The organism is Klebsiella sp. 2-CIP_Kleb. (genome assembly GCF_050378715.1).
GTDB classification, from domain to species: Bacteria; Pseudomonadota; Gammaproteobacteria; order Enterobacterales; family Enterobacteriaceae; genus Klebsiella; species Klebsiella quasipneumoniae.
This window is the reverse complement of sequence record NZ_JBNRLG010000002.1, coordinates 942762-961135: the sequence shown is the minus strand read 5'-3', so window position 1 is coordinate 961135 and position 18374 is coordinate 942762. Positions and strand designations below refer to the sequence as shown.

18 protein-coding genes are annotated in these 18374 nt (G+C 60.3%); 12 read left to right on the top strand and 6 right to left on the bottom strand.

Annotated elements, in window-relative coordinates:
• Positions 1-44: 44 nt before the first annotated feature.
• A complete protein-coding gene (efeU, locus tag ACQUTP_RS12505; RefSeq protein WP_004204515.1) occupies positions 45-875 on the bottom strand; it encodes an iron uptake transporter permease EfeU in 831 nt (276 codons plus the stop codon).
• Positions 876-1145: 270 nt separating this feature from the next.
• Here efeU and ACQUTP_RS12500 point away from each other — a divergent pair, with 270 nt between their 5' ends.
• Positions 1146-2330, top strand: a complete 1185-nt coding sequence (locus tag ACQUTP_RS12500; protein ID WP_004204514.1) for a NupC/NupG family nucleoside CNT transporter — start codon at positions 1146-1148, stop codon at positions 2328-2330.
• Between the two features lie 31 nt (positions 2331-2361).
• Here ACQUTP_RS12500 and ACQUTP_RS12495 read toward each other — a convergent pair whose 3' ends face one another.
• The gene (locus ACQUTP_RS12495) at positions 2362-2796 is read right to left on the bottom strand and encodes a DUF3574 domain-containing protein (protein WP_004204513.1); all 435 of its coding nucleotides are present in this window, start codon (positions 2794-2796) and stop codon (positions 2362-2364) included.
• 134 nt (positions 2797-2930) lie between these two features.
• Positions 2931-4439 (bottom strand): sodium/proline symporter PutP, encoded by a 1509-nt coding sequence (gene putP, locus ACQUTP_RS12490; protein WP_004147889.1) that lies wholly within the window; start codon positions 4437-4439, stop codon positions 2931-2933.
• Between the two features lie 420 nt (positions 4440-4859).
• Between putP and putA the strand changes: the two genes are divergently transcribed.
• Entirely contained in the window at positions 4860-8822 is a 3963-nt protein-coding gene (putA, locus tag ACQUTP_RS12485) for a trifunctional transcriptional regulator/proline dehydrogenase/L-glutamate gamma-semialdehyde dehydrogenase (RefSeq protein ID WP_049116747.1), read from the top strand.
• A gap of 183 nt (positions 8823-9005) precedes the next feature.
• Positions 9006-9401: a lysozyme inhibitor LprI family protein gene (locus ACQUTP_RS12480; RefSeq protein WP_023317894.1), complete on the top strand. Its 396-nt coding sequence runs from the start codon at positions 9006-9008 to the stop codon at positions 9399-9401.
• On the opposite strand, the gene rutR is transcribed toward ACQUTP_RS12480, so the two are convergent.
• Positions 9402-10040, bottom strand: coding sequence for an HTH-type transcriptional regulator RutR (gene rutR / locus ACQUTP_RS12475; RefSeq protein WP_004204508.1), 639 nt, complete (start codon positions 10038-10040; stop codon positions 9402-9404). It lies immediately after the preceding gene.
• A 284-nt stretch (positions 10041-10324) separates the two neighbouring features.
• Between rutR and rutA the strand changes: the two genes are divergently transcribed.
• The 7 genes from rutA to rutG are packed head-to-tail and all read left to right on the top strand — an operon-like array spanning position 10325 to position 15747.
• Positions 10325-11416 (top strand): pyrimidine utilization protein A, encoded by a 1092-nt coding sequence (gene rutA, locus ACQUTP_RS12470; protein WP_285756217.1) that lies wholly within the window; start codon positions 10325-10327, stop codon positions 11414-11416.
• Positions 11416-12126 carry a pyrimidine utilization protein B gene (gene rutB / locus ACQUTP_RS12465; RefSeq protein WP_004204506.1) on the top strand — a complete coding sequence of 237 codons (711 nt, stop codon included), beginning with the start codon at positions 11416-11418 and terminating at the stop codon, positions 12124-12126. The genes rutA and rutB overlap by 1 nt, the downstream gene beginning before the upstream one ends.
• Positions 12119-12511 (top strand): pyrimidine utilization protein C, encoded by a 393-nt coding sequence (gene rutC / locus ACQUTP_RS12460; RefSeq protein WP_117263668.1) that lies wholly within the window; start codon positions 12119-12121, stop codon positions 12509-12511. Before rutB ends, rutC begins: the two co-directional genes overlap by 8 nt.
• Entirely contained in the window at positions 12508-13311 is an 804-nt protein-coding gene (gene rutD, locus ACQUTP_RS12455) for a pyrimidine utilization protein D (protein ID WP_117263669.1), read from the top strand. Before rutC ends, rutD begins: the two co-directional genes overlap by 4 nt.
• Complete coding sequence (locus tag ACQUTP_RS12450; RefSeq protein WP_017901103.1) at positions 13308-13898, top strand: malonic semialdehyde reductase; 591 nt, start codon at positions 13308-13310, stop codon at positions 13896-13898. Before rutD ends, ACQUTP_RS12450 begins: the two co-directional genes overlap by 4 nt.
• A 10-nt stretch (positions 13899-13908) precedes the next feature.
• On the top strand, positions 13909-14403 hold the full coding sequence (rutF, locus tag ACQUTP_RS12445) for an NADH-dependent FMN reductase RutF (protein ID WP_012968592.1): 495 nt from the start codon (positions 13909-13911) through the stop codon (positions 14401-14403).
• A gap of 21 nt (positions 14404-14424) precedes the next feature.
• Positions 14425-15747: a pyrimidine utilization transport protein G gene (gene rutG / locus ACQUTP_RS12440; protein ID WP_428902367.1), complete on the top strand. Its 1323-nt coding sequence runs from the start codon at positions 14425-14427 to the stop codon at positions 15745-15747.
• A 315-nt stretch (positions 15748-16062) separates the two neighbouring features.
• On the opposite strand, the gene ACQUTP_RS12435 is transcribed toward rutG, so the two are convergent.
• Positions 16063-17001 (bottom strand): DMT family transporter, encoded by a 939-nt coding sequence (locus tag ACQUTP_RS12435; RefSeq protein ID WP_032455806.1) that lies wholly within the window; start codon positions 16999-17001, stop codon positions 16063-16065.
• Positions 17002-17164: 163 nt separating this feature from the next.
• Positions 17165-17338 (bottom strand): general stress protein, encoded by a 174-nt coding sequence (locus ACQUTP_RS12430; protein ID WP_002898708.1) that lies wholly within the window; start codon positions 17336-17338, stop codon positions 17165-17167.
• A gap of 87 nt (positions 17339-17425) precedes the next feature.
• Here ACQUTP_RS12430 and ACQUTP_RS12425 point away from each other — a divergent pair, with 87 nt between their 5' ends.
• Positions 17426-17647, top strand: a complete 222-nt coding sequence (locus tag ACQUTP_RS12425) for a hypothetical protein (RefSeq protein ID WP_032455805.1) — start codon at positions 17426-17428, stop codon at positions 17645-17647.
• Positions 17648-17774: 127 nt separating this feature from the next.
• Positions 17775-18371, top strand: a complete 597-nt coding sequence (gene wrbA, locus ACQUTP_RS12420) for an NAD(P)H:quinone oxidoreductase (protein ID WP_002898704.1) — start codon at positions 17775-17777, stop codon at positions 18369-18371.
• The last annotated feature ends 3 nt before the right edge of the window (positions 18372-18374 follow it).

Here is an 18374-nt window from a genome sequence, read left to right as displayed (position 1 = left end):
CCTTTCGGTAAGTAGAGTGTCGCTTATAAGCTCGCAGCGCCCGATCAGGCAGCCCGCGAGGCAGTCGTATTATTTCGCGGCGGCAGCGCAAACAGCACCAGCGCCGGGATCAGATAAAGCAGATAGACAGCCACTTCGCTGACGCTTGGCGTCTCCTGGTAGCCGAAGATCCCTTCCAGCAGCGTGCCGAACAGCGTATGCGTCGACAGCACAGTGCTCAGATCGAAGGCGGTCTCCTGGAACAGGTTCCACAGGCCCGCCTCGTGAAAGGCGCGGATCGCCCCCGCCGCCAGGCCAGCGGCCACCAGCAGGATAAACAGGCTGGTCCATTTGAAGAACACGCCAAGGTTGAGACGGATACCGCCCCAGTAGAGGAGGAAACCCAGCACGATTGCCGTGGCCAGCCCCAGCATCGCCCCCAGCGGCGGCCAGATGCCAACGTCCTGCTGGAATGCCGCCAGCAGGAAGAAGACCGACTCAAGCCCCTCACGGGCGACCGCGAAAAAGACCATCATCACCAGCGCCCAGCCGTGGTGATTGCCGCGCTGTAGCGCCTTATCCACGGCCTGCTCCAGCTGCTGCTTGACGTTGCGTGAGACATTGCGCATCCAGAAGACCATCCACGTCAGGATCACCACCGCAATGACCGCGACGATCCCTTCGAACAGCTCCTGTTCGCGCTGAGGAAATTCCCCGGTGGTTTCGTTGATAAAGATGCCTAAGCCAAGACACAGCGCCGCTGCGAGGATCACGCCAATCCACATCACGCCAATCCAGTTGCCGCGCTGGGTGCGTTTCAGATAGCTGGCGATCAGGCTGACAATCAGCGCCGCCTCCAGGCCTTCGCGTAACATAATGAGAAATGGGACAAACATGCCAATACCCTTAAATGTAAAGCACCGTCAACGAATGCAAAAACAGGTAATATTTATGATAGTGATTATCATTACAATACTCAGAAACACAAGCGAAATGTTTAGAGAATGATGACTATCTGTAAATAAATCGCTGGCAAATAATGACTTATGAAAATATTCGCATGTTATGAGGGAAAAGAATAAGCAAAGGATTTTTTACGCCAGATATTTACCCGTCGCGGCGGCTATGGCTAAATGGCGGCCTTATTGACCTGCGAAAAGAACAACATGACTGCATTTTTTCATTTCCTGCTGGCGCTGGCGGTGATCCTCGCCCTGGCCTGGCTTGTCAGCTACGACAGACAAAAAATTCGTATTCGTTATATTCTCCAGTTGATTATTATAGAAATAGCGCTCGCTTTCTTTTTCCTGCACGCCGAAAGCGGCCTGTGGCTGGTAAAAAATATTTCCGGCTTTTTTGCTTCGCTGTTAGGCTTTGCCGCCGAGGGGACCAATTTCGTCTTTGGCGGCATGAGCGAAAAAGGCTTAGCCTTTATTTTTCTTGGCGTCCTGTGTCCGATTGTGTTTATTTCCGCGCTGATTGGTATTCTCCAGCACTGGCGGATCCTGCCGATTTTTATTCGCGTGATTGGCACCCTGCTGTCGAAGGTCAACGGCATGGGTAAGCTGGAATCTTTTAACGCCGTCAGCTCCCTGATCCTCGGCCAGTCGGAAAACTTCATCGCCTACAAAGGCGTACTGGGCGACCTCTCCTCACGGCGTCTGTTCACCATGGCGGCGACGGCCATGTCGACCGTATCGCTGTCGATCGTCGGCGCCTATATGACCATGCTGGACGCCAAATATGTCGTCGCGGCGCTGATCCTGAATATGTTCAGCACCTTTATCGTGCTGTCGGTGATTAACCCGACGCGGCCGGGCAGCGAGCAGGAAATAAAGCTGGAGAAGCTGCATGAATCACAGAGTTTCTTTGAAATGCTCGGGGAATATATTCTGGCCGGCTTTAAAGTGGCGATGATTATTCTGGCGATGCTGATCGGCTTTATCGCCCTGATCAGCGCCATTAACGCGCTGTTCGCTACCCTGTTTGGCCTCAGCTTCCAGCAGATCCTCGGCTACGTCTTCTATCCGTTAGCCTGGCTTATCGGCATTCCGCTGAGCGATGCGCTGAACGCCGGCAGCATCATGGCCACCAAGCTGGTCGCTAACGAATTTGTGGCGATGATTGAGCTGCAAAAGATTGCCGCCAGCATGACGCCGCGCGGGCTCGGCATTCTCTCGGTCTTCCTGGTGTCGTTTGCTAACTTTGCTTCAATCGGCATTATCGCCGGGGCGATCAAAGGCCTGAATGAACCGCAGGGCAATATCGTCTCCCGCTTCGGCCTGCGGCTGGTGTTTAGCGCCACGCTGGTGAGCCTGCTTTCCGCCAGCTTCGCCGGGCTGGTGCTGTAAGACAAACGGCGGGGCTGCCCCCGCCATTTACTCAGAACTGCACGCAGACCGGCTGGTCGACACGCATCACCGACTCCTGCGCGAAGCGCGATTTATAGCCCTCGCGCAGGGCCTCAATACCGGTCTCGCTCTGCGCGTCGTGGCCATGGATCACCATCAGCGCCTTGCTCTGCTCCCGCACCACCTGACCATTCTGGCCAAGCCACTGGCCGTGGGCATCAAACACCGTCAGCCCGTCGCGAAAGCGCGGCGTGACGTCGCGGTCGACAAACTGTTGCCACTCTTCAGCGGTGATGTCTTTCCCCGCCGGGCGGCTCAGACCGAAGTAAAGCGTGGTTTGCACCATGGACTGATCCGCCGGGCAGGCGCCGGGCTTCGGCGCGCTGGTCGATGAACTTCCACCCGCCGCGCAGCCGCTGAGTAACCCTGCCAGCACCAGCGCCATTACACCCTGTCTGAACGTCATCTTTGCTATCCTCATTGTTATTAGTCAGGAAATATCAGCGGATTTTCAAATAATTAGCAAGGGTTATAATATTCCGGCCCGGCAACAGGCAATAAAAAGCCCGCCAGCGGCGGGCTCGTGAGCGTCAGATGAGCTTACTCAGCCGTGGCGCGTACCGGCGGCGGCGTATGGTAGTGGGCATCCGCTTCAGCGAAGCGCTGCTGCATGCTGGCTGACGGCGCTTTATCCAGCAGGCTAAAGACCACAATCCCGATGCTGCCGAAGACAAAGCCCGGAATAATTTCATACAGGCCCAGCCAGCCAAACTGCTTCCAGACGATCACGGTCAGGGCGCCAATCACCATCCCGGCCAGCGCGCCGTTACGGGTCATACGCGACCACATCACCGAGAACAGCACCACCGGGCCAAAGGCGGCGCCGAAACCGGCCCAGGCATAGCTCACCAGACCCAGCACGCGGTTCTCCGGGTTGGCCGCCAGGGCAATGGCCACCAGGGCAACCACCAGCACCATCATACGGCCCACCCAGACCAGCTCTTTCTGACCGGCGTTTTTGCGCAGGAAGGCTTTATACAGATCTTCAGTAATCGCGCTGGAGCAAACCAGCAGCTGACAGCTCAGGGTGGACATCACCGCCGCCAGAATCGCCGACAGCAGGATCCCGGCAATCCACGGGTTAAACAGGATTTGCGCCAGCTCGATAAACACGCGTTCGGCGTTCTGGTTAACCGCGCCCGCCAGGCTCGGGTTGTTATTGAAGTAAGCGATGCCAAAGAAGCCGACGGCCACCGCCCCGCCGAGGCAGAGGATCATCCAGGTCATACTAATGCGACGCGCGTGGACGATGCTGTGGTGCGAATCCGCCGCCATAAAGCGCGCCAGAATATGCGGCTGACCGAAATAGCCCAGTCCCCAGCCCATCAGCGAAATAATCGCCACGAAGTTCAGCCCTTTCAGCATGTCGATATTTTCGATGCTCTTCTGCTTAATGACTTCCAGCGAATCGCCAAAACCGCCGACGGATATAATCACGATTACCGGGGTAAGGATCAGCGCGAAAATCATCAGGCTGGCCTGCACGGTATCCGTCCAGCTGACGGCGAGGAAGCCGCCGACAAAGGTATAGATAATTGTCGCCGCCGCGCCGGCCCACAGCGCGGTTTCATAACTCATGCCAAAGGTGCTTTCAAACAGACGCGCCCCCGCCACAATTCCCGAGGCGCAATAGATAGTAAAGAACAGCAGAATAACCAGCGCCGAAATAATTCTCAGCACCCGGCTTTTATCTTCAAAACGGCCGGTAAAATAATCAGGCAGCGTCAGGGCGTTATTATTCACCTCGGTATGCACGCGCAGGCGCCCGGCGACCAGCTTCCAGTTAATCCACGCCCCCAACGTTAAGCCGATGGCAATCCAGCTTTCGGAAATCCCGGAGAGGAAAATGGCACCCGGCAGGCCCATCAGCAGCCAACCGCTCATGTCCGAGGCGCCGGCGGAAAGCGCGGTCACAAATGGCCCCAGACTCCGCCCCCCGAGAATATAATCATCAAAGTTTTTGGTCGAACGCCAGGCAATAAACCCTATCAATACCATACCAAAAATATAAACAATAAATGTCACCAGCATCGGTGTGCTAATAGCCATGCAAAGTCTCCAGAATTTTTATCGACAGCGTCCAACTTCGTCGTTTTTTTCCACTACCGGAACGGGGTAATGGCGCATTGTTTAATTGGGCGACCGTATCCTGACGGAAGCTTCGGTTTTTCACAAACGATTTAACACAGCATTTACACGAAAATCCGACGGCGCAAAACGTCAATTTGCGAGAGGTTGCACTCTCTCACGTTTTTAAAGGTTGCACCAAACAAAAGTGTTAACTCACGCATACAAATACCCTATGAGCCCGGGGTTAAAATTCTGCTATTTTAGGCATTATTTTTAACAAATCCGCCATTTCACGGCTTTCGTCACAAGCCACAATTAACATGGTTGCACAAAGTTGCAACATAGTGGATATTTCCATGCAACCGCATAAGCTAACGATAAATGACAGGAGTTTTGAGCATGGGCACCACCACCATGGGTGTTAAGCTTGACGACGCAACCCGCGAGCGCATTAAGTCCGCCGCGAGCCGCATTGACCGCACGCCGCACTGGCTGATTAAGCAGGCCATCTTCAATTATCTGGAAAAACTGGAGAACGATGAGACGCTGCCCGAGCTACCGGCGCTGCTCTCCGGGGCCGCCAACGAAAGCGATGACGCCAGCGTATTAACGGAAGAGCCGTATCAGCCGTTCCTCGAATTCGCCGAGCAGATCCTGCCGCAGTCGGTAAGCCGCGCGGCGATCACCGCCGCCTGGCGTCGCCCGGAAACCGACGCGGTGCCGATGCTGCTGGAGCAGGCCCGACTGCCGCAGCCGCTGGGCGAGCAGGCGCATAAGCTGGCGTATCAACTGGCGGAAAAACTACGCAACCAGAAGACCGCCAGCGGCCGCGCCGGCATGGTGCAGAGTCTGCTGCAGGAGTTCTCCCTCTCCTCACAGGAAGGGGTGGCGCTGATGTGTCTGGCGGAAGCCCTGCTGCGTATTCCGGATAAAGCCACCCGCGATGCGCTAATCCGCGACAAAATCAGCAACGGCAACTGGCAGTCGCACATCGGCCGCAGCCCGTCGCTGTTCGTCAACGCCGCCACCTGGGGGCTGCTGTTCACCGGCAAACTGGTCTCCACCCACAACGAAACCAGCCTCTCCCGCTCGCTGAACCGCATCATCGGCAAGAGCGGCGAACCGCTGATCCGCAAGGGCGTGGATATGGCGATGCGACTGATGGGCGAACAGTTCGTCACCGGGGAAACCATCGCCGAAGCGCTGGCCAACGCCCGCAAGCTGGAAGATAAAGGTTTCCGTTACTCTTACGACATGCTAGGCGAAGCGGCCCTGACCGCCGCCGACGCCCAGGCCTATATGGTCTCTTATCAGCAGGCGATCCACGCCATCGGCAAAGCCTCTAACGGCCGCGGCATTTATGAAGGGCCGGGCATCTCCATTAAGCTGTCGGCTCTGCACCCACGCTACAGCCGCGCCCAGTATGACCGGGTGATGGAAGAGCTCTACCCGCGTCTGAAATCGCTGACCCTGCTGGCGCGCCAGTATGACATCGGCATTAACATCGACGCCGAAGAAGCGGACCGTCTGGAGATCTCTCTCGACCTGCTGGAAAAACTGTGCTTCGAGCCGGAGCTGGCGGGCTGGAACGGGATTGGCTTCGTGATTCAGGCCTACCAGAAGCGCTGTCCGTTTGTCATTGATTACCTGATTGACCTCGCCACCCGCAGCCGCCGTCGCCTGATGATCCGTCTGGTGAAAGGCGCCTACTGGGACAGCGAAATCAAACGCGCGCAGATGGAAGGTCTCGAAGGCTATCCGGTCTACACCCGCAAGGTTTACACCGACGTCTCCTATCTCGCCTGCGCGAAAAAGCTGCTGGCGGTGCCGAACCTGATTTATCCGCAGTTCGCCACCCACAACGCCCATACCCTGGCGGCTATCTACCAGCTGGCGGGCCAGAACTACTACCCTGGCCAGTATGAGTTCCAGTGCCTGCACGGCATGGGCGAACCGCTGTACGAGCAGGTGGTGGGCAAAGTCGCCGACGGCAAACTGAACCGGCCGTGCCGGATCTACGCCCCGGTGGGCACCCACGAGACGCTGCTGGCGTATCTGGTGCGTCGTCTGCTGGAGAACGGCGCCAATACCTCCTTCGTCAACCGTATTGCGGACAATACCCTGCCGCTGGACGAGCTGGTGGCCGACCCGGTCAGCGCGGTAGAAAAACTGGCGCAGCAGGAAGGCCAGGCCGGCCTGCCGCATCCGAAAATCCCGCTGCCGCGCGATCTCTACGGCAGCGGCCGGAGCAACTCCGCCGGTCTGGATCTGGCTAACGAGCATCGTCTGGCCTCCCTCTCCTCTTCCCTGCTCAACAGCGCCCTGCATAAATGGCAGGCATTGCCGATGCTGGAGCAGCCGGTAGCCGAAGGCGAGATGCAGCCGGTAGTCAACCCGGCTGAGCCAAAGGACATTGTCGGCTACGTCCGCGAAGCCAGCGATGACGAAGTGCAGCAGGCGCTGACCAGCGCTATCAACAACGCGCCAATCTGGTTCGCCACCCCGCCGCAGGAGCGCGCCGCCATTCTCGAGCGTGCCGCGGTGCTGATGGAAAGCCAGATGCCGACCCTGATGGGGATCCTGGTGCGCGAAGCGGGTAAAACCTTCAGCAACGCCATCGCCGAAGTGCGCGAAGCCGTTGACTTCCTCCACTACTATGCCGGCCAGGTGCGCGACGATTTCGATAATGAAACCCACCGTCCGCTGGGTCCGGTGGTCTGTATCAGCCCGTGGAACTTCCCGCTGGCGATCTTCACCGGGCAGATTGCCGCCGCGCTGGCGGCCGGCAACAGCGTGCTGGCGAAACCGGCCGAGCAGACGCCGCTGATCGCCGCCCAGGGCGTGGCGATCCTGCTGGAAGCCGGCGTGCCGCCAGGGGTGATCCAACTGCTGCCGGGCCGCGGGGAAACCGTCGGCGCCGCGCTGACATCCGATGAGCGCGTGCGCGGCGTGATGTTCACCGGCTCCACCGAAGTGGCCACCCTGCTGCAACGCAATATCGCCAGCCGCCTCGACGCTCAGGGACGCCCGACGCCGCTGATCGCCGAAACTGGCGGGATGAACGCGATGATCGTCGACTCGTCGGCGCTCACCGAGCAGGTGGTGATCGACGTCCTGGCCTCCGCATTCGACAGCGCCGGCCAGCGCTGCTCCGCCCTGCGCGTCCTCTGCCTGCAGGAAGAGGTAGCCGACCACACCTTAACCATGCTGCGCGGCGCGATGAGCGAGTGTCGCATGGGCAATCCGGGCCGCCTGACCACCGATATCGGTCCGGTTATCGATGCAGAAGCGAAAGAGAATATCGAACGCCATATTCAGACGATGCGCGCCAAAGGCCGCACCGTCTATCAGGCGGTGCGCGAGAATAGCGAAGACGCCCGCGAATGGAACCACGGGACCTTCGTGCCGCCGACGCTTATCGAACTCGACAGCTTTGACGAGCTAAAAAAAGAGGTTTTCGGCCCGGTGCTGCACGTGGTGCGCTATAACCGTAACGAGCTGGATAAACTGGTGGAGCAGATTAACGCCTCCGGTTACGGCCTGACCCTCGGCGTGCATACCCGCATCGACGAGACCATCGCCCAGGTCACCGGCAGCGCGAAGGTGGGCAACCTGTACGTCAACCGCAATATGGTTGGCGCCGTGGTCGGCGTGCAGCCGTTCGGCGGCGAAGGGTTGTCCGGTACCGGTCCGAAAGCCGGCGGCCCGCTGTACCTTTACCGTCTGCTTTCCAGCCGTCCGCAGGGCGCCGTTGGCGTGACCTTCGCCCGCCAGGATGCAGAGCGTCCGCTGGACGCCCAGCTGAAAACGCTGCTGGAAAAACCACTGCAGGCGCTGCAGCAGTGGGCGGCGGGCCGACCTGAGCTGCAGGCGCTGTGCCAGCAGTACAGCGAGCAGGCGCAAAGCGGCACCCAACGCCTGCTGCCGGGGCCAACCGGCGAGCGCAACACCCTGACGCTGATGCCCCGCGAGCGCGTGCTGTGCGTGGCGGATAATGAGCAGGATGCGCTGATCCAGCTGGCGGCTGTGCTGGCGGTCGGTTGTGAAGTGCTGTGGCCGGACAGCGCCCTGCAGCGCGATCTGGCGAAGAAACTGCCGCGGGACGTCAGCGAGCGGATCCGTTTTGCCAAAGCGGATCAGTTGCCCGGTCAGGCCTTCGACGCGGTTATCTATCACGGCGATTCCGACCAGCTGCGCGAGCTGTGCGAGCAGGTGGCGGCGCGCGACGGGGCGATTGTCTCCGTGCAGGGCTTCGCCCGCGGCGAAACCAATCTGCTGCTGGAGCGGCTGTATATTGAGCGTTCGCTGAGCGTCAACACCGCGGCGGCAGGCGGTAACGCCAGCCTGATGACCATCGGCTAACCCGGGCCCCCCGGTGGCGCTGTGTTACCGGGGCTACATAACACCGCAAAGGGTAGCCCGGATAAGGCGCTGTGCGCCGCCATTCGGGCAATCAATCTGCGATGCGATCAGCTAATGACAGCCGACGTCAGCTGTGCTTAATTAGGGCTCCCTGACGGGAGCCTTTTTTATGGGAGCAGAACAATGAAACGCATGTTATTTGCCGTGGCGGCCCTGCTGGCCAGCGGCGCGGCGCTGGCGGACGAGTGCAGCAACGCCAACACCCAAACCGAAATGAATCAGTGCGCGGCCGCGCAGTTTCAGGCAGCCGACAAAAAACTGAACGACACCTGGCAGCAGGCTCTGCAGCGGGCGGCGGGTAAACAGCAGACATTACTGAAACAGGCGCAGCAGGCATGGATTGCTCTGCGCGACGCCGACTGCGCCTTCCTCGCGTCCGGCGCCGAAGGCGGCAGCATGCAGCCGATGCTGCTGAGCCAGTGCATGACCGATAAGAGCGTGGAGCGGGAATCTTTCCTCGCCTCGCTGCTGCAGTGCGAGGACGGCGATCAAAGCTGCCCGCTGCCGCCGGCCAATTAACTAACGGACGCGAATGCCTTCGATAATCATCCGCTGGACATTATCGACCGTTTGTTCAAAAAAGGCCGCGTCCTGCAGCGTGGCGCCGGTGACCGCCTCTACCTGGGTGGCGAAGTCGGCGTAATGCTGGGTAGTGGCCCAGATCATAAAGATTAAATGCTGCGGATCGACCGGCGCCAGCTTGCCGCGGTCGATCCAGCCGGAGACAATCGCCGATTTCTCATCGACCAGCGCTTTCAGATCCCCGGTCAGCTCACCCATCAGCAGCGGCGCGCCCTGCAGCATCTCGAGACAGAAGAGCTTCGAGGCCTGGGGGTGATCGCGGGACACCTCCAGCTTCAGGCGAATATACTCGCGGATCGCCACCAGCGGGCTGATATCCTCGCGAAAGGCCTTCAGCGGCGCCAGCCAGATGGCGAGGATCTGCTGCAGAACGGCCACGTACAGCGCCTCTTTCGAAGGGTAGTAATAAAGCAGATTGGTTTTCGACACCCCGGCGCGCTCAGCTACCTGCTCCAGCCGCGTACCGTGAATACCAAATTGCGAAAATGCCTCCAGCGCGGCGGCCAGGATGGCCTCCTTTTTGGCGCTGACCGCTTGTGAACGTTTGCCGTTTTTCTTCACCGCGCCCTGTGCCATACATCCTCTCCTTCAGTTGACGCCACCAGCATAGCAAAAGCCCTTCGCCGACACGACCCCATGCACCCTGATTGCGCATGACTGCCGTTTTTTCGTGCACTGATTTTGACCATCCAGTCCACTTTTTTATCTTCCTTTTTAGCAACCCAATAGCAACACATTAATAACATTAGCATTTATAAAACTGGCATCGTGTTTGCTTTACCTGTTCTGCGAGGTGGTCCAGGGAGAGGCAGGATGCCGTACCACCGCAACCCATCTTCCATGACTGTAGAGAGGTAGGTATGAAAATTGGTGTTTTCGTTCCCATTGGCAACAACGGCTGGCTGATCTCCACCCATGCCCCGCAGTATATGCCGACCTTCGAACTGAATAAGGCTATCGTGCAGAAAGCCGAGCACTACCATTTCGACTTCGCGCTCTCCATGATCAAGCTGCGCGGCTTCGGCGGGAAAACAGAATTTTGGGATCACAACCTGGAGTCCTTCACCCTGATGGCCGGCCTGGCCGCGGTGACCTCGAAGATCCAGATCTACGCCACCGCCGCCACCCTTACGCTGCCGCCGGCGATCGTCGCCCGGATGGCCTCCACCATCGATTCCATCTCCGGCGGCCGGTTTGGCGTCAATCTGGTGACCGGCTGGCAAAAACCGGAATATGACCAGATGGGCATGTGGCCGGGGGATGACTATTTCGCCAGCCGCTATGACTATCTCACCGAATACGTTCAGGTGCTACGCGACCTGTGGGGCACCGGGCGCAGCGATTTCAAAGGCGATTACTTCACCATGAACGACTGCCGGGTCAGCCCGCGCCCTTCGCAGCCGATGAAGGTGATCTGCGCCGGGCAGAGCGACGCCGGCATGGCCTTCTCCGCCCAGCACGCGGACTACAACTTCTGCTTTGGCAAAGGGGTCAACACGCCGACGGCCTTCGCGCCGACCGCAGCGCGTATGATGCAGGCGGCGGAAAAAACCGGCCGTGACGTAGGCTCCTATGTGCTGTTCATGGTGATCGCCGACGAAACCGACGAAGCGGCGCGCGCCAAATGGGAGCACTACAAAGCGGGCGCCGATGAAGAAGCGCTGGCGTGGCTCACCGAGCAGAGTCAGAAAGACACCCGCTCCGGCAGCGATACCAACGTGCGCCAGATGGCCGACCCAACCTCGGCGATCAATATCAACATGGGCACCCTTGTCGGATCGTATGCCAGCGTCGCCCGTATGCTTGATGAAGTAGCGAGCGTGCCCGGCACCGACGGCGTGCTGCTGACCTTTGATGATTTTCTTGCCGGCATTGACGCCTTTGGCGAACGCATTCAGCCGCTGATGCGCTGCCGGGACCACATTGCTCCTGTTACCCGTGAGGTGGCCTGATGATTACCCTTCCCGCTCGCCCGGAATCCCTGACCTTCGCGCCGCAGCAGAGCGCGCTGATTGTTGTCGATATGCAGAACGCCTACGCCAGCCAGGGCGGTTATCTGGATCTCGCCGGCTTTGACGTCTCCGCTACCCGACCGGTTATCGACAATATTAATACCGCCGTCGCCGCCGCTCGCGCCGCGGGTATGCTGATTATCTGGTTCCAGAATGGCTGGGATGACCAGTATGTTGAAGCCGGCGGCCCGGGCTCGCCGAACTACCACAAGTCCAATGCGCTGAAAACGATGCGTCAGCGCCCGGAGCTGCAGGGCAAGCTGTTGGCGAAAGGCGGCTGGGACTATCAGCTGGTGGACGAACTGACGCCGCAGGAAGGTGACATCGTGTTGCCGAAACCGCGCTACAGCGGCTTCTTTAACACCCCGCTCGACAGCATTTTGCGCAGCCGCGGTATACGCCACCTGGTGTTCACCGGGATCGCCACCAACGTCTGCGTCGAATCGACGCTGCGCGATGGCTTCTTCCTCGAATACTTCGGCGTAGTGCTGGAGGATGCCACCCATCAGGCCGGCCCGGCCTTCGCCCAGCAGGCGGCGCTGTTCAATATTGAAACCTTTTTCGGCTGGGTCAGCGACGTCGAGAGCTTCTGCCGCGCGCTATCCCCTGCCACCCCGCTGTCTTTAGCCAAGGAGAAACGTTATGCCTAAACAGGTGATCATTCCGCCAGGCACCACCACGCCGATTGCCCCCTTTGTTCCGGGGACGCTCGCCGATGGCATGGTCTACGTCTCCGGCACTCTGCCGTTTGATAAGCAAAATAATGTGGTGCACATCGGCGACCCAAAGGCGCAAACCCGCCACGTGCTGGAGACCATCAAGAGCGTTATCGAAACGGCGGGCGGGAGTATGGCGGATGTGACTTTCAACAGCATCTTTATCACCGACTGGACAAATTACGCCGCGATTAACGAGGTTTACGCCGAGTTTTTCCCCGGCGATAAACCCGCGCGCTTCTGCATTCAGTGCGGTCTGGTGAAGCCCGATGCGCTGGTGGAAATCGCCAGCGTCGCCCATATCGGCACCCCGACATGATGAGGCTCAATATTGCTCCAGCCCCATGGCCCGGCGCGCCGGTGGTGGTCCTCAGCGCCGGTCTGGGCGGCGGCGGCGGCTACTGGCTGGCGCAGCGCGCGGCGCTGGAGGAACAGTATCAGCTGGTGAGTTATGACCATAACGGGACCGGGGAGAACGCCGGTCCGCTGCCCGCCGACTACAGCATGGCGACGATGGCCGGAGAGCTGTTCAGCGCTCTGCAGGCGGCGGGGATCGCCCGCTTCGCGCTGGTGGGCCACGCGCTGGGGGCGCTAATTGGCCTGCAGCTGGCGCTCGATCGCCCCGAGGCGGTGAGCGCCCTGGTGCTGGTCAACGGCTGGCTGTCGCTGTCGCCGCACACCCGCCGCTGCTTCCTGGTGCGCGAGCGTCTGCTGCATGCCGGCGGCGCGCAGGCGTGGGTCGAAGCACAGCCGCTGTTTCTCTACCCGGCGGAATGGATGGCCGCGCGCCTGCCGCGCCTCGAAGCGGAAGATGCGCTTGCCATCAGCCATTTTCAGGGCAAGGAGAACCTGCTGAAGCGGCTGCAGGCCCTGAAGCAGGCTGATTTTTCGCGTCGCGCGGCGGCCATCGCCTGCCCGACGCTGATTGTCAGCGCCGCTGACGACCTGCTGGTCCCGGCCTCCTGCTCCCGCGTGCTGCAGACGGCGATCCCCGACAGCCAGCACGTGGAAATGCCATGGGGCGGCCATGCCTGTAACGTCACCGACGCCGATACCTTTAATACCATTTTACGCGACGGGCTGGCCGCTATGCTGCCGGTCGCCACGGAGACCCGATGAACGACGCGATAAACCAGACGGCCTGCGAGACGCTGTTTACCCAGGCCCGAACCCACAACGGCTGGCTGGATAAGCCAGTGAGCGATGCGCAGCTGCAGGCAGTCTGGGACCTGATGAAAATGGGGCCGACTTCCGCCAACTGTTCGCCGGCGCGCATCGTGTTTGTGCGCAGCGCGGAAGGCAAAGAGAAACTTCGCCCGACGCTCTCCAGCGGCAATCTGCAAAAAACCATGCAGGCGCCGGTGACCGCCATCGTGGCGTGGGACAGCGCCTTTTACGACCGGCTACCGACCCTCTTTCCCCACGGTGACGCCCGCAGCTGGTTCACCTCCAGCCCGCAGCTGGCGGAGGAGACCGCGTTTCGCAACAGCTCCCTGCAGGCGGCATATCTGATTTTCGCCTGCCGGGCGCTGGGTCTCGACACCGGGCCAATGTCCGGCTTCGACCGGGAAAAAGTCGATGCGGCGTTTTTCGCCGACAACGGCTGGAAAAGCAACCTGCTGGTGAACATCGGCTATGGCGACCCCGGCAAACTGTACGGCCGCCTGCCGCGTCTGTCCTTTGATGAAGCCTGCCTGCTGGCATAAGGAGTTTACGATGGAGTTAGCGGACAAAGCGAGTTTCCGTGACGCCATGGCCCACGTCGGCGCCGCGGTTAACATTATTACCACCGATGGCCCAGCGGGCCGGGCGGGATTTACCGCCAGCGCGGTCTGCAGCGTTACCGACACGCCGCCGACCCTGCTGGTCTGCCTGAACCGCTCGGCCTCGGTGTGGCCGGTGTTCAGCGAACATCACACGCTGTGCGTCAATACCCTGGCGGCGGGACAGGAGGCGCTGTCGACGCTGTTTGGCGGAAAAACGGCGATGGACGAGCGCTTTGCTGCCGCCGACTGGCAGACCGGCGCCACCGGCTGCCCGCGGCTGGAGGCGGCGCTGGTCAGTTTTGACTGCCGCATCGACCAGCGCGTCAGCGTCGGCACGCACGACATCCTGTTTTGTCACGTCGTGGCCATTACCCGTCACCCGGAACCCCGGGGTCTGATGTGGTTTGACCGCGGCTATCACACGCTTATGCGACCCGCTTGTTAACCTCTAACCCGGGATATCATCATGGCACTCTTCGATTTTCCTCGCTGGAAGCTGACCTCCCCCGCCGCCGAATCCGGCGTCGTCGCGCCCGATGAACGCTTATCGGCCGGGCAAACGCTGGTGATGGGCGTGCAGCACGCCGTTGCGATGTTCGGCGCGACGGTGCTGATGCCGTTGCTGATGGGGCTCGACCCTAACCTGTCGATACTGATGTCGGGAGTCGGCACCCTGCTGTTCTTTGTCGTCACCGGCGGACGGGTGCCGAGCTATCTCGGCTCGAGCGCCGCCTTTGTCGGGGTGGTGATCGCCATTACCGGCTTTAATGGCCAGGGGCTGAACCCTCATCTAAGCGTCGCCCTTGGCGGGATCATCGCCTGCGGGCTGGTCTACACCCTGATCGGTCTGGTGGTGATGAAGATCGGCACCCGCTGGATCGAGCGCCTGATGCCGCCGGTGGTGACCGGGGCGGTGGTGATGGCTATCGGCCTGAACCTGGCGCCGATTGCTGTGCGCAGCGTGTCCGCCAGCGCCTTCGACAGCTGGATGGCGGTGTTGACCGTGCTCTGTATCGGCATAGTCGCGGTATTTACCCGCGGGATGCTGCAGCGTCTGCTGATCCTGGTCGGCCTGATCGTCGCCTGCGCGCTGTACGTCCTGCTGGCTAACGGCTTTGGCCTCGGCAAACCGCTGGACTTCTCCCCCCTCGCCCAGGCGGCGTGGTTCGGGCTGCCGCACTTTACCCCCCCATCCTTTAACGGCCAGGCGATGATGTTGATTGCCCCGGTCGCGGTGATCCTGGTGGCCGAGAACCTCGGGCACCTGAAAGCCGTCGCCGGGATGACCGGGCGCAATATGGACCCGTACATGGGGCGCGCCTTCGTCGGCGACGGTCTGGCGACCATGCTCTCCGGCTCGGTGGGCGGCAGCGGGGTCACGACCTATGCGGAGAACATCGGCGTCATGGCGGTGACCAAGGTCTACTCGACGCTGGTGTTTGTCGCCGCGGCGCTGATTGCCATGCTGCTGGGCTTCTCGCCTAAATTCGGCGCATTAATCCACACCATTCCCGGGCCGGTGATCGGCGGCGCCTCGATCGTGGTCTTTGGCCTGATCGCCGTCGCCGGGGCGCGGATCTGGGTGCAAAACCGCGTCGACCTCAGCCAGAACAGCAATCTGATCATGGTGTCTGTGACCCTGGTGCTGGGCGCCGGCGATTTCGCGCTGTCGCTGGGCGGCTTTACGCTGGGCGGGATTGGTACCGCCACCTTCGGGGCGATCCTGCTGCACGCGCTGCTTCATCGCGGGACGCGGGAGGCGAAGGAGGCCAGAGTAACGCCGGTTTAAGCCACATTAGCGCGGCGTTGGCGCAGGGAGCGGGTGGGCCGGATAAGGCATTTATACCGCCATCCGGCCTGCCGGGAACGTCTCAGCGATGTTGAGGCCGTCAGCACCGGCAGTTTCAGTCGCGCAAGTGGTTAAATTAATAACAGGTCGTACGAACGTAGGCCGGGTAAGGCGCAGCCGCCACCCGGCGAAATCATGGATACCGTGCCTGATATCTTGCCAGGCGGCGCTGCGCTTGCGCGGGCCTGGAGACGATCAGAGCCGGACGAGCAGGCCAGCCAGGATAAGCGCCGCTGTAGGATCAGAAGCGTAAAATTACGGCTCGCGACGATCGGCCAGGTCCGGGAGCGGCTGCGCATCGTCATTCGTTGACAACTTCGGCGGCGGTTTGCGCTTCCACTTCAGCTCGCTCACCAGCACTCCCGCGAGGATAAAGAAGCAGCCAAGGAGGGCCAGCAGCGGCAGACGCTCGCCGGCCAGCCGGCCAAAAATACCGGCCCATACCGGTTCGCCGGTATAGATCAGCGTGGCCCGCGTCGGCGAGACGCTGCGCTGCGCCCAGTTCATGGTCACCTGAATGATCGCGCTGAAAATGCCCAGCCCCAACGCCACGCCGAGCAGCGTCGGCGTCAACGGCGGCACCGACTCACCGGCCGGCTTCATGGCAGCGAAAGCCACCAGCGACGCGGTCGCCAGCTGCACCACCGTCACCCGTCGGACATCCACTTTTCCGGCCCAGGCGCTGATAAGGATAATCTCCGCGGCGATCGCCAGCGCACTCGCCAGAGTGATCATCTCCCCCACGCCAAGCGCCAACAGATTGTTTTCCGGCCCGGCCAGCAGGATCAAACCGATAAAGGCCAGCACAATCCCCACGCAGGACATCACCCCCGGCATACGCCCCAGGCACAGCCACTGCAGCAGCGGCACCAGCGGCACATACATCGCCGTGATAAAGGCAGACTTGCTGCTGGAGATCGACTGCAGCCCCCAGGTCTGCAGGCCATACCCCAGCGCAATCGCCACGCCAATTGCCACCCCCGCCTTCACCTCCAGCCACGTCAGGCCGCGCAGGGTGCGGAGCGAGAGCAGGCCCACCGCCAGCGCGGCGGTCGCGAAACGCAGGCCGACAAAAAACAGCGGCCCACTGAGGCTGACCGCATACTGCACGGCAAGGAACGTCCCTCCCCAGAACATGGTGATCATGATAAGGAGCGCTTCCTGGCGGCTAACGGAGAATTTTAACGAAGACATAAGACAGCCATGACGATAAACGGGCGACCAGTGTGCAATCGGCCCGGCGGGAGCGCAACCTCCGACAGCTAAAAAAAACCGCCGGCAGATGCCGGCGGCGAGGGCGATGCGGTTGGGTCGGGGAGATTAACACCGCATCAAAGTGAACAGTGCCAGTCGCGCGTTAACTCTCACGACTACCATGACTGTTTTTACCCCCTTTTTTGCCAGCCTCTGAGGCGCGCTGAGGGTCATTTTTAAAATTTCCCCCGCTATGCTGGCCACCTTTACGTCCTGCTTCTGATGCTCTTTCACGGTCTTCAGCAAAGTTGCCAGAACCGCCACGATGGTTTGCCATTACTGACCTCCATTAGGTTAGACATCATAGTGCATTACGCGGGAGCGGCGACGCCGCTGTTCTGCCGCGTATCTATAAGGTTAGTGAATGACTGCCGCTGACGATGGCAAATGTCACATTCAGAAACAAAGCCTGGCGAAAAAAATCCCCTCGCGCCGCCTGATGGCGCTAACCTGCTCTGCTGCCGAAGAAAAAATAGTCAGCAAAAAATGTATCCTGATGCTACATCCTCGCCGCACCGGCCAATATAGCGGAGGCATCGCTTCCCGCTTCTCAGCCGCTCAGGCCGCGCTGCGCAAGGAAAAGTAAATAATGTTTTGTCATTTTGTTATAAATCAAATAAATGCCCGTTGGATTTGCACTCTTCGGCAGAGGCTTTATCTTTAAAGGTACCAGCTATTTGGCTGGCTTATAATGCAACCGAGGAGTGATGGAAATGGCTAAAATTCTGGTGCTTTATTATTCCATGTATGGACACATTGAAACCATGGCTCACGCCGTCGCCGATGGGGCGAACCGGGTGGACGGCGTTGAGGTGGTTGTGAAGCGCGTGCCGGAAACCATGCAGGCAGAAGCGTTTGCCAAAGCAGGCGGGAAAACGCAAAACGCGCCTGTCGCCACGCCGCAGGAGCTGGCTGAGTATGACGCCATCATCTTTGGTACCCCGACTCGTTTCGGCAATATGTCCGGACAAATGCGCACCTTCCTCGATCAGACCGGCGGCCTGTGGGCATCCGGCGCGCTCTACGGCAAGATCGCCAGCGTATTCAGCTCAACCGGCACCGGTGGCGGCCAGGAACAAACCATTACCTCCACCTGGACGACGCTGGCCCACCACGGGATGATCATCGTCCCGATCGGCTACGGCGCACAGGAGCTGTTCGACATCTCCCAGGTCCGCGGCGGGACGCCTTATGGCGCCACCACTATTGCCGGCGGCGACGGTTCGCGTCAGCCAAGCGAGGAAGAGTTAGCCATCGCCCGCTATCAGGGTGAACATGTCGCCAAACTGGCCGTTAAACTGCACGGCTAATCT